Here is an 11,544-nt window from a genome sequence, read left to right on the forward strand (position 1 = left end):
AACGCGAGGCGAAGAGAGCTAGTTCCCTTGTGCGAGGGCACCGGGCGCACAGGCAGCAGGGGCGGATCCGGGTGGATCCGCCCCTGGGCCGTACGGGTGGGTGTTCCGCGGGTGTGGCCGCGGTCAGCGCTGAGCGGGGAGCCCTGCGAGCTCGCGGGCTTCGGCGTCCGGCTCGACATCGCTGGTGCAGTGGGCGCAGCGGGTGGCGATGGAGGGGATCTCGGTGTAGCAGCGCGGGCAGTCGCGGAGGGCGGCCTTGATGTCGGCCTGCTGCTCCTCCTCCTTCGTCGTGAAGCGGTTCTGGACCTTGGCCATGGGGACGACGACCAGGAAGTAGAGAACGGCGGCGGTGATGATGAAGGCGATGGCGGCGCTGATGAAGAGGCCGTAGGGGAAGATCGCGCCGTCGACGGTGAAGGTGGCCTTGCTGAAGTCACCGGTCCCGCGTGTGAAGAGACCGATCAGCGGCACGATGAAGGCGTTGCTGAAGCCGGTGACGACGGCGGTGAAGGCTGCTCCCACTGCGAGGCCGATGGCCATGGAGATGACGTTTCCGCGCAGGATGAAGTCTTTGAACCCGTTCAGCACCGCTCTGGCTCCTCTTTGCTCTTCTTGCGTGTTTTACGTGACGTGTGCACGCATGACCATGCCCTGTGCGCGGCTGCGGGGGCAAGCCGGTCGGAGCGGTCAGAAGAGGTTGACAGCTGCGAACCTGAGGATGAGCTGGGGAGCACCGGACAGTGTGATTCCGGCTACTGCGGTGAGGGTGATCGCCCAGGTGAGCGACGCAGGGACCCGGTGTCCGGGTGCGGTGGGCGCTGCCTCGGAACCCGGGGACGTCGCCGGGGCCCGGAAGAGGGCAGCCGTCCACTGAAGGTAGTAGTACAGCGCGATCACCACGTTGACGGCCATGACGACGGCGAGCCAGCCGAGACCGGCGTCGACGGCCGAGGAGAAAACCGTGACCTTGGCGAAGAGGCCGATGATGCCGGGTGGCAGGCCTGCCAGGCAGAGCAGGAAGAAGCCCATGGCGAGTGCGGCCAGGGGGCGGGTGGCGTAGAGGCCTCGGTAGTCGCTGATCCGGTTGCCGGGGTGGCTGCGGGCCACGAGCGCGGCCACCGCGAAGGCCCCGAGGTTCACCACGGCGTACATCAGGGCGTAGGCGACCGTGGAACCGATCTGGTCGTCGCTGGAGTACGCGGCGGCGGCGATCGGGACGAGGAGGTAGCCCGCCTGGCCGACGGACGACCAGGCGAGGAGGCGCACGGCGCTCCGGGCGCGGGTGGCGTTCTGCCGGAGCGCGGCGAGGTTGCCGATGGTCATGGTCAGCGCGGCGAGCACGGCCAGGGCCGGCCCCCAGACGTCGGCGTAGGAGGGGAAGCCGATCACCGTGACGAGGACGATGCCGGAGAAACCGACCGCCTTGCCGACGACCGAGAGGTAGGCGGCGACGGGGAGCGGGGCTCCTACGTAGGTGTCGGGGACCCAGAAGTGGAACGGCGCGGCGGCCGTCTTGAAGGCGAAGCCGACGAGGGTGAGGACGACGCCGGTCTCGGCGAGGGTCGAGAACCTGTCCGGTACGTCGTCGAGGCGGGCGGCGATCTCCGTGAGGTGCATGGTGCCGGTGGTCGCGTAGACGAAGCTGACGCCCAGGAGCGTGACGGCGGTGGCGACGACGGAGGAGAGGAAGAACTTCAGGGCGGCTTCGGAGGAGCGGCGGTCGCCGCGTTTGATGCCGACGAGGGCGAACGCGGGGAGCGAGGCGACTTCGAGGGCGACGACGAGGGTGGCCAGGTCCCGGGCCGCGGGCAGCAGTGCGGCGCCCGCGGCGGAGGACAGCAGCAGGAACCAGAACTCGCCTGCGGGGAGCTTTCGGGTGTCGCCGATCGACAGCAGTGCGGTGAGCAGGGCGCCGCCGAGCACGAGGGCCTGGATGGCGAGAGCGAAGTGGTCCGCGGTGTAGCTGCATGCCTGGGTCCCGCCGGTGAGGCAGAAGGTGGAACGGTCCCCGGCGCGCAGCGGGACGAGCATGGCGAGTGCGGCGACGAGCCCGGCGACGGCTCCGTAGCCGAGGAACGGCTTGCGCCGTTCGCTGACGAAGAGGTCGGCGACGAGGACGAGCAGGGCGACGGCCGCCGCGATGACGGGCGGTGCGATCGCGAGCCAGTCGACGGACTGGACGAGGCTTGCCGCCCCGGTTGCGCTGTCGGCTGCCACGGTCACGACTTGCCTCCTGCGAGGAGCTTCTGCACGGCCGGGTCGGTGAGGCCGAGGAGGACGGCGGGCCAGAGTCCGGCGAGGACGGTCAGGGCGGCGAGCGGGGTCCAGGCGGCGAACTCGTAGCGCTGGATGTCGGCGACCGGGTGCGGCTGCTCACGGTGCTCGCCCATGCAGACGCGGCGTACGACGATCAGCATGTACGCGGCGGTGAGCAGGGTGCCGAGGGCTCCGATGGACATGAACGTGAGGAACGCGGGGCGGCTGAGCCCTTCGGCGGGGTCGAACGCACCGAACAGGGTGAGCATCTCGCCCCAGAATCCGGCGAGTCCGGGGAGCCCGAGCGAGGCGACTGCGGCGAAGGCGAGGAGACCGCCGAGCCGGGGCGCACGGCCGTAGAGGGCTGCGCCGGTGGCGCCGGCGAGGGTGTCGAGGTCGGCCGTGCCGTAGCGGTCCTTGACGGCACCGACCAGGAAGAACAGCAGGCCGGTGATGAGGCCGTGGGCGATGTTGGCGAAGAGCGCACCGTTCACACCGGTGGGGGTCATGGTCGCGATGCCGAGGAGCACGAAGCCCATGTGCCCCACGGAGGAGTAGGCGATCAGACGCTTGAGGTCGCCCTTGGCTCCGGGGCGGGCGAGGGCGAGGCAGGCGAGGGAGCCGTAGATGATCCCCACGACGGCGAACGCCGCCAGGTACGGCGCGAAGGTCTGCATCCCGTCGGGTGCGACGGGGAGCAGGATGCGGACGAATCCGTACGTACCCATCTTGAGCAGTACGCCGGCGAGGAGCACGGAGCCGACGGTGGGTGCCGCGGTGTGGGCGTCCGGCAGCCAGCTGTGCAGGGGCCACATCGGGGTCTTCACCGCCAGGCCGATCCCGACGGCCAGTACGGCGATGACCTGCACGGATGTGGTGAGGCCCCGGCCGTTGTCAGTGGCGAGTGCCACCATGTCGAAGGTGCCGCTCTTCAGTCCGATGAGGAGCAGCCCCAACAGCATGATCACGGAGCCGAGCAGCGTGTAGAGGATGAACTTCCAGGCGGCGGGCTGCTTCCGGTCACCGCCCCAGCGGGCGATGAGGAAGTACATCGGGATGAGGACCATCTCGAAGGCCAGGAAGAACAGCAGCAGGTCAAGGACGGCGAAGGTCGCCAGGGTGCCGGACTCGAGGACGAGGACCAGGGCGACGAAGGCCTTCGGGGAGGGGCCTGCGGGGGGCTTGAAGTAGCTGTGGAGCGCGCAGAGGAAGGTCAGCAGCGCGGTCAGCACGAGAAGGGGGAGCGAGATGCCGTCGGTACCGAGATGGATCCGGACGTCCAGTGCCGGGATCCAGCTGATGTCCGTGGTGGCCTGCATCTTCGACGGGTGGTCGTGGTCGAAGCCCGCGGTCAGGACGAGCGTGGCGATGAGCACGGCGCCGGTGACGGTCACACCGTGGCGGAGCACGGCCTGGTCGGGGTTCCTGCCCTTGAGTCCGGGCGGGGCGGGCAGGAGCGCGGTGGCGGCGCCGAGGAGCGGGGCGACGACGACGAACGCCAGAAGGAGCTGCATCACGGATGCGCTGATATCGAACACGGTTCACGCCCCGGCGTAGACGTTGGCAAAGACGACGGCGGCGATCGCCAGGACAAGGGTTCCGGCGAGCAGCGCGCCGAGGTAGGTCTGCACGTTGCCGGTCTGGGCGCGGCGGATCACGGTGCCGAGTCCGCGGGCGATGCTGCCCGAGCCGCGCACGTAGGTGTCGACGACCTCACGGTCCAGGAAGCGGACGAGCCGTGCGGCAGCGACGACGGGGCGCACGAACAGCGCCGTGTACAGGGCGTCGAGGTGGAAGCCCGTGACGGCGTGACGGTGCAGCGGCCCCAGCAGGAGCCGGCCGGGGTCCGAGGGGTCGGGGGCGCCTGCGATGGTGCCGTACGCCGCGGTGTGCGAGGCGGTGGCCTCGGCCTCCACGCGTCCGGGTTCGGCGCCGGGGTGGGCGGCGACCGCGCCGATCGGGGGGCGGCCGGCGAGCGCCGTGGTGTGGCGCCACGCGCCGTAGGTGACGAGTCCGCCGACGAGGCCGACGCCGGTGGAGAGGACGGCGGTCGTGAGGGAGGGGGCGAGGCTGTGTCCGTCGAACCAGTCGGTGAGTACCCCGGCGGTGAGACCGAAGGCGATCGTGGGGACGGCGAGGACCCAGAGGACGGAAGTCATCGCGACGGGCTGCCGGCCGTGGTCGGGGGCCTCGGGGCCACGCCCGCGGAAGGCGAGGAGCCACAGCCTGGTGGCGTAGGCGGCGGTGAGGACCGCTGCGGCGAGTCCGGCGACGAGGACGGTCCAGCCTGCAGCCGCCGGGGCGACGCCGCGGTCCCCGAGGGCGGTGTGCTCGGCGGCGACGAGGACGGCTTCCTTGGAGAAGAAGCCGGCGAACGGAGGAATGGCGGCGAGCGCGAGGAGGGCGACGGTCATCGTCCAGTAGGCGTCGGGGATGCGCCTGGTCAGCCCGCCCATGCGGGACATGGCGGCCAGTGAGTTGGTTCCCGCCGCGTGGATGACGACACCCGCGGCGAGGAAGAGGACGGCCTTGAACGCACCGTGTGACAGGAGGTGGAAGACGGCTGCCCCGCGGTCACCTACAGCCAGGGCTCCGGACATGTAGCCGAGCTGGCCGATCGTCGAGTAGGCGAGGACGCGCTTGATGTCGTCCTGCGCGAGTGCGGCGAGCCCGGAGCCGATCATCGTGACGGCCGCCATCACCGCGAGGACGACGAGGGCGGCGCCCGAGGCGGCGAAGACGGGGATGAGCCGGGCCACGAAGTAGATACCGGCGGCGACCATCGTCGCGGCGTGGATCAGCGCGGAGACGGGGGTGGGGCCGGCCATCGCGTCGGGCAGCCAGGTGTGGAGGGGGAACTGCGCGGACTTGCCGGCGACGCCGGCGAGGAGCAGCAGGGCGATGAGTGTGGGGTGATCGAGACCGCCGTTGTTCACGGCGGCCAGGATGCCGGTGATGCGGAAGGTACCGGTGTCCGCGGCGAGCGCGAACAGCCCGATCAGGAAGGGCACGTCGCCGAGCTTGGTGACGAGGAACGCCTTGAGGGAGGCCGCCCGCGCCTCGGGGGTCTCCCAGTAGTGACCGACGAGGAAGTACGAGCAGATGCCCATGATCTCCCAGCCGACCAGGAGCACCATCAGGTCGCCTGAGTAGACGACGAGCAGCATCGCGGAGGTGAAGAGGGAGACGAGGGCCGCGTACGAGGGGTAGCGGGCGTCGTCCTTGAGATACGCCGTCGAGTAGATCTGGACGCACGTGGCGACGAGACCGACGAGGACGGCTGTGAGGACGGCGAAGCCGTCCAGGTGCAGGGCCAGGTCGATCGGGACCGAGCCGGTGGGCGTCAGCTGGGTCGCGGCGTCGATGGGACGGCCACCGCCCTGGCGTACGGCGACGACGACGGCGAGGACGGTGGCGAGGAGGGCCGGGAGGACGGCGAGGGGACGGACGAAGCCGGGCGCGGTCCGGCCCAGGAGCAGTCCTGCGGCGGCGCCCAGGAAGAGGAGGAGGGGGACGAGGACGGCGAGGGTCGTGGTGGTCACGCGGTGGCCTCTGCCTTCTTTGCCTTCCCTGCCGGAGCAGTGGCCTGGTCTGCGGTGGTGTCCTGGGCTGCGTCGGCGTCGGCGTCGGGATCACCGGGGAGTGTCTCGGCTTCGGCGGTCTCCGCGGTGTCGCGCAGACGGTCGACGTCCGAGCTGCCACGGTTGCGGTAGACGGCCAGGACGATCGCCAGGCCGATGCCGATCTCGGCTGCGGCGATGGCGATCGTGAAGAGGGTGAGCGCCTGGCCGGCGTGGAGTGCGTCGCGTAGCCAGACGTCGAAGGCGACCAGGTTGAGGTTGACGGCGTTGAGCATGAGCTCGACCGACATGAGGACGAGGATCACGTTGCGGCGGGCGAGCACGCCGTACAGCCCGATGCAGAAGAGGAGGACGGCCAGGACGGCGGGATAGGCGAGGTGCATCAGCGCTTGTCCTCCCGGTTCGCGGCGGGGCCGTCCACTCGGCCGCTCGGCCCGGCCTTGCGGTCGGTCTGCCCGGCTTTACGGTCCTTGCGGTCCTTGCGGTCCTTGCGATCCATGCGGTCCTTGCGGGACAGGACGATCGCGCCGACGAGGGCGGCGAGCAGCAGGACGGAGAGGGCCTCGAAGGGGAGGACCCAGTGCCGGAAGAGGAATTCTCCGGAGGCCTTGGTGGAGCCCTGGGCCGGACCGTCCAGATTGATCCAGGTCGTACGGAAGGCGTCCACGACGACCCAGACGAGAGCCGCTGCGGAGGCGACGGCGACGCCGAGGGCGATCCACCGGTTGTCCGAGTCGGCGTCCGGGGAACGGCCGATGGGGGCTCTGGTGAGCATCAGTCCGAAGAGGAGGAGGACCACGACGGAACCGACGTAGATGAGGACCTGCACCCAGGCGATGAACTCGGCGGTGAGCAGGAGGTACTCCACCGCGATGCCGCCGAGCGCCACGACGAGCCAGAGGGCCGCGTGCACGAGCTGCTTGGTCGTGACGGTGATGAGTGCTGCGCCGAGAGTGGCGAGTCCGACCAGGACGAAAGCGATCTCGACGCCGGTCGGTGAGAGGAAGCCGGGGTGGCCGGCGGTGGCCGCGAGGGTCACTCCTGCCCCTCCTGTTCCGCTGCCTGCGCCGGCCGGGCGGCCTCCGCGTCGTCCGCCGCCTGGGCCTCCTTCGCAGCCTGGGCGTCCTTCGCCACCTGGGCCCGGAGCTTGTCGGCGGTCTTACGGGCGGCGGCGATCTCCTTGGGCTCCTCGGCTCCCGGGTCGAGCGCGGGCGGCTCGGGAACGGTCCACATCCACTCGCGGAGCTTGTCGCGCTCATGGGTGAGCTCGTGGATATCCGTCTCCGCGTACTCGAACTCCGGCGACCAGAACAGCGCGTCGAAAGGACAGACCTCGATGCAGATGCCGCAGTACATGCACAGGGCGAAGTCGATGGCGAAGCGGTCCAGGACGTTGCGGCTGCGCTCGCGGCCACCGGGGGCGGACGCGGGCACCGTCTCCTTGTGGGAGTCGATGTAGATGCACCAGTCGGGGCATTCGCGGGCACAGAGCATGCAGACCGTGCAGTTCTCCTCGAACAGCCCGATGACGCCCCGGGTACGGGGCGGCAGTTCGGGCTGGACGTCCGGGTACTGCGCGGTGACCGTGCGCTTCGTCATGGTCCGCAGGGTGACGGCGAGGCCCTTGGCCAGACCTGAGCCGGGGATCGGGGGCACTAGTTGATCGCCACCTTCACGATGCCGGTGAGCGCGATCTGCGCGAGGGCGAGGGGGATGAGTGTGGTCCAGGCGAGTTTCTGCAGCTGGTCCTCGCGCAGCCGGGGGTAGGTGACCCGCAGCCAGATGACGACGAACGCGAGTACGCCGGTCTTGAGCAGGGTCCAGACCCAGCCGAGCCCGTCGGCGCCGAGCGGTCCGTGCCATCCGCCGAGGAAGAGGACGGTCGTCAGACCGCACAGGACGACGATGCCGGCGTACTCGGCGAGCAGGAACAGCGCGAAGCGGAGACCCGTGTACTCGGTGTACGCGCCGAAGATGATCTCCGAGTCGGCGACCGGCATGTCGAAGGGCGGGCGCTGGAGTTCGGCGAGCCCTGCCACGAAGAAGACCAGGGCACCGACGATCTGCCAGGGCAGCCACCACCACTCGAAGGCGTTCAGGATGCCGGGGAGCGAGACGGTACCGGCCGCCATGGCCACGGACGCGGCGGCGAGCAGCATCGGCAGTTCGTAGGCGAGGAGCTGCGCTGCGGTGCGGAGACCGCCGAGCAGGGAGAACTTGTTGGCCGAGGCCCAGCCCGCCATCAGCGAGCCGAGCACACCGACGCCCATGACGGCCAGTACGAAGAAGATGCCGGCGTCGACGACCTGTCCGACCGCTCCCTCGCCGGGGCCGATCGGAATGGCGAGGAGCACCAGGAGGTACGGGAGCAGGGCGACGGCTGGGGCCAGTTGGAAGATGCGGCGGTCCGCTTCGGCCGGGACGACGTCTTCCTTCTGCGCGAACTTCACCCCGTCCGCGACGAGCTGGGCCCAGCCGTGGAACCCGCCCGCGTACATGGGGCCGAGGCGGCCCTGCATGTGGGCCATCACCTTGTGTTCGGCCTGCCCCACGACGAGCGGGACGACCATGAACACGGCAAAGACGATGATGAGGCGGAGGGCGACGTCGAGTACGTCGTTCACGCGGTATCGCCTCCGGCGGGACGGTCGGGACCGGCGGAACGCTCGGTTCGGGACGAGGAGTCGGGGCCCGGGGTCCGGTGCGGGTCCGGAGCGCTGTCGGGGTCACGGTCGGCGTCACGCGGCGCGCGCTCCGGCTCAGGCGCTGGCTCAGCCGCAGGCGCGGGCTCGGCCGCAGGCTCCGGCTCAGACGCGGGAGCGTCCGACGGCGCGGGGCGTTCCGGCGCCGGTCGTTGCTCCGGGGTGTAGTCGAAGGCCGGCCGCGCGTCGTGCCAGGGCGCGTCCGCGCTGCCCGCCGTCGGCGTGCCCTTCGGAGACGTGGGCGCAGGGCCCGTGGCCTGGCTCGCCGAGCCCTGGGAGGCGCTGCGGGAACGACGCGGCGGCGCGGCCTGCGGGGAGGTGTCGGCGCCCTTCGCCTCCGCCGCGTCCGGCCGCTGTGCCGCCGAACCCTCGCTCGCGCTGCGGGACCGGCGCACCGGGCGGTCACCCGCCGCGCGCGCTCCTCGGGCCGGCCGGGCCGGTGCGGCCGGGAGCTGCCCCTTGAGCGGGCCCCATTCATTGGGATCAGGCACGCCCGGCGGCAGCATCGTGCGCCGCTTGGGCCCGCCGTGTTCGGACTCGCCCGGCTCCTTCGCGCCCGGCCATGCCTTGGCCACCCGGGCCGCGAGGACGAAGTCCTTGCGCAACGGGTGCCCCTCGAAGCTCTCGGGCAGCAGCAGGGGGACCAGGTGCGGATGGTCCTCGAAGGCGACGCCGAACATCTCGTGCGTCTCGCGCTCGTGCCAGGCCGCACCCGCGTAGACGCCGATGGCGGTGGGCAGGGTGGCGGCCTCGTGCGGGACGGTCGTGCGGATCAGCAGGCGGCGGACCGTGCCGCCGCCGAGGGCCGCGACATGGGCGCAGACCCGGAAACCCGTGCCCGGTTCGTCGACGGCGCTCAGCCAGTCGAAGTAGGTGCAGCCGAGCTCGTCGCGAGCCGTTTCGAGAGCGGCGGTCCAGGAGGCGGCGGGGACGTCGACGGTCAGCAGGTCGTAGGCGTACGCGGCGGCGGCGTCCGCGCCGAAGACGTCGGTGACGGCGTCGGGCAGCCGGTCGTAGGTGTCCGAGGCGGTCGTCACTGCCGCTCCTCCCCCGGCGCCTTCGGGGCCGCGACGAGACCGCTGCGCAGGGCGGCGGCCGAGGGACGGGCCGTGTCCTCGGTGGCGTACCGCTCGGCGAGCGATTCGCGGGCGATCTTCTCCTGGAGCTTGAGGATGCCCTGGAGGAGCGCCTCGGGCCGGGGCGGACAGCCGGGTACGTACACGTCGACGGGGATGATCTGGTCGACGCCCTTCGTCACGGAGTACGAATCCCAGTAGGGCCCGCCGCAGTTGGAGCAGGCACCGAAGGAGATGACGTACTTCGGCTCGGGCATCTGCTCGTAGAGCCGCTTCACGGCCGGGGCCATCTTGTCCGTGACGGTGCCGGAGACGACCATCAGGTCGGCCTGCCGGGGGCCGGGGGCGAACGGGATGACGCCGAGCCGGATGAAGTCGTGACGGGCCATGGAGGCGGCGATGAATTCGATGGCGCAGCAGGCGAGTCCGAAGTTGAAGACCCAGAGGCTGTAGCGGCGGCCCCAGTTGAGGACCACCTTCATCGGTTCGGGCGCGAGCCGGGACAGCACACCCAGCTTCTTCGGCCCGGGCAGCGGCGTCGGATCGGGAAGCGACACGGGGGGTTCGGGGTTCGGCCGGCTCGTCACGCCCATTCGAGGACGCCCTTCTTCCATGCGTAGAGCAGTCCCACGGCCAGGAAACCGAGGAAGATGAACATCTCCACCAGCGTCGTCGCCCCGTATCCGGGGGCCGCGAACACCGTCGCCCACGGGAACAGGAAGATCGAGTCGACGGCGAAGATCACGTACAGGAAGGCGTACACGTAATAGCGAACCTGGGTGTGGGCCCAGCCCTCCCCCACCGGGTCCACGCCGCACTCGTACGTGAGCAGTTTCTCCGGCGTCGGGACCACTGGCCTGAGCAGTCGGCCGGCCCCGAAGGCGACGGCCACGAACAGCACGCCCACCAGGGCGAGCAGTCCGACCACTGAGTAGCTCTGGAAGTAGTCCGACGCGAGCACGGTCGGTACCGGCACGTCCGCCACGTCCGCCCCTCGTTCCCTCAACCTGTTCGACGGTCTGTACGCACGGGAGTCTAGGCCCTGTTAAAGGGACGGTAAGCAGCCCCGTCGCACAAAAGGTGGGGCAGGAGACAGGACACGAGGTGGGGTTATCCCTACCCGGCATCACCCACGGACCCCATGGCGTGGGCGCCTCCGGCCCGGCACGCTGGTCGTATGACCATGAGCCCCTCCCCGCCGGACAACGACCGTCCGCCGCCCGCGCGCTTCGCCCTCGGCCGGTGGACGTGGAAGGAGATCGCGTATCTCCTGGCCAATCTGCCGATGGCGATCGGCGGCTTCGTCTACACCGTCTTCCTGATCGGTGTGGGCGCCGGGCTCTCCGTCACCGTGATCGGACTGCCGCTGCTCGCTCTGGGGCTTCAGGGCGCCCGCGGGCTCGGACGGGCCGAGCGCGGCCGGGCCCGGCGGATGCTCGGGCTGCGGATCGACGAGCCGAGCCCGATGGCGCTGAGCCGTCGGGGCCAGGGCTTCTTCACCTGGCTGTGGTCGGGACTGAAGGATCCGGTGGGCTGGCGGACGTTGCTGTATTCGTTCATCCGGCTGCCGTGGGGCGTGGCGACGTTCGCCGTGACGCTGGTGAGCCTGTTCGTCCTCTGGCCCGTGCTCCCTTACCTCGCGCGCGGGCTGACGAACGCGGACCGGGCGATGGCACGGGCGCTGCTCTCCCCCTCCGACGAGCTGGAACGCAGGATCGCCGAGCTGGAGTCGGACCGGGGGGTCGTCGTGGACACCGCCGCCGCCGACCTGCGCCGCATCGAACGCGACCTCCACGACGGCGCACAGGCACGGCTCGTCGCCCTCGCCATGGGCCTGGGCCTGGCGAAGGAGAAGCTCACCGACGACCCCGAAGCCGCGGCCCGCATGGTCGAAGAGGCACACGGCGAAGTCAAGGTCGCCCTCCAGGA

Annotated in this window: 12 protein-coding genes; 1 reads left to right on the forward strand and 11 read right to left on the reverse strand. The window is 70.6% G+C overall.

The window, feature by feature from the left end:
- Positions 1-123: 123 nt before the first annotated feature.
- From mscL to ABT001_RS16800, 11 genes are all read right to left on the reverse strand, one after another.
- Positions 124-588: a large conductance mechanosensitive channel protein MscL gene (gene mscL / locus ABT001_RS16750; protein WP_351277554.1), complete on the reverse strand. Its 465-nt coding sequence runs from the start codon at positions 586-588 to the stop codon at positions 124-126.
- A 99-nt stretch (positions 589-687) separates the two neighbouring features.
- Positions 688-2,223: an NADH-quinone oxidoreductase subunit N gene (locus ABT001_RS16755; RefSeq protein ID WP_351277557.1), complete on the reverse strand. Its 1,536-nt coding sequence runs from the start codon at positions 2,221-2,223 to the stop codon at positions 688-690.
- Positions 2,220-3,770, reverse strand: coding sequence for a complex I subunit 4 family protein (locus tag ABT001_RS16760; protein WP_351277600.1), 1,551 nt, complete (start codon positions 3,768-3,770; stop codon positions 2,220-2,222). Before ABT001_RS16760 ends, ABT001_RS16755 begins: the two co-directional genes overlap by 4 nt.
- Before the next feature lie 27 nt (positions 3,771-3,797).
- Complete coding sequence (locus tag ABT001_RS16765) at positions 3,798-5,798, reverse strand: NADH-quinone oxidoreductase subunit 5 family protein (RefSeq protein WP_351277560.1); 2,001 nt, start codon at positions 5,796-5,798, stop codon at positions 3,798-3,800.
- The gene (gene nuoK / locus ABT001_RS16770) at positions 5,795-6,220 is read right to left on the reverse strand and encodes an NADH-quinone oxidoreductase subunit NuoK (protein ID WP_351277563.1); all 426 of its coding nucleotides are present in this window, start codon (positions 6,218-6,220) and stop codon (positions 5,795-5,797) included. Before nuoK ends, ABT001_RS16765 begins: the two co-directional genes overlap by 4 nt.
- On the reverse strand, positions 6,220-6,876 hold the full coding sequence (locus ABT001_RS16775) for an NADH-quinone oxidoreductase subunit J family protein (RefSeq protein ID WP_351277566.1): 657 nt from the start codon (positions 6,874-6,876) through the stop codon (positions 6,220-6,222). The genes nuoK and ABT001_RS16775 overlap by 1 nt, the downstream gene beginning before the upstream one ends.
- Positions 6,873-7,493: a NuoI/complex I 23 kDa subunit family protein gene (locus ABT001_RS16780; protein ID WP_351277569.1), complete on the reverse strand. Its 621-nt coding sequence runs from the start codon at positions 7,491-7,493 to the stop codon at positions 6,873-6,875. The genes ABT001_RS16775 and ABT001_RS16780 overlap by 4 nt, the downstream gene beginning before the upstream one ends.
- Positions 7,493-8,461 carry a complex I subunit 1/NuoH family protein gene (locus ABT001_RS16785; protein ID WP_351277571.1) on the reverse strand — a complete coding sequence of 323 codons (969 nt, stop codon included), beginning with the start codon at positions 8,459-8,461 and terminating at the stop codon, positions 7,493-7,495. The genes ABT001_RS16780 and ABT001_RS16785 overlap by 1 nt, the downstream gene beginning before the upstream one ends.
- Positions 8,458-9,576 carry an NADH-quinone oxidoreductase subunit C gene (locus tag ABT001_RS16790; RefSeq protein WP_351277573.1) on the reverse strand — a complete coding sequence of 373 codons (1,119 nt, stop codon included), beginning with the start codon at positions 9,574-9,576 and terminating at the stop codon, positions 8,458-8,460. Before ABT001_RS16790 ends, ABT001_RS16785 begins: the two co-directional genes overlap by 4 nt.
- Positions 9,573-10,208 (reverse strand): NADH-quinone oxidoreductase subunit B, encoded by a 636-nt coding sequence (locus ABT001_RS16795; protein WP_351277576.1) that lies wholly within the window; start codon positions 10,206-10,208, stop codon positions 9,573-9,575. Before ABT001_RS16795 ends, ABT001_RS16790 begins: the two co-directional genes overlap by 4 nt.
- Positions 10,199-10,600, reverse strand: a complete 402-nt coding sequence (locus tag ABT001_RS16800) for an NADH-quinone oxidoreductase subunit A (protein ID WP_351277579.1) — start codon at positions 10,598-10,600, stop codon at positions 10,199-10,201. Before ABT001_RS16800 ends, ABT001_RS16795 begins: the two co-directional genes overlap by 10 nt.
- Positions 10,601-10,792: 192 nt before the next feature.
- Here ABT001_RS16800 and ABT001_RS16805 point away from each other — a divergent pair.
- Positions 10,793-11,544 (forward strand): sensor histidine kinase (locus ABT001_RS16805; protein ID WP_351277581.1); only part of this gene is annotated, 752 nt, incomplete at its 3' end.

Origin of the sequence: Streptomyces sp. NPDC002793, from assembly GCF_040295485.1 — a bacterium.
Lineage (GTDB): Bacteria > Actinomycetota > Actinomycetes > Streptomycetales > Streptomycetaceae > Streptomyces.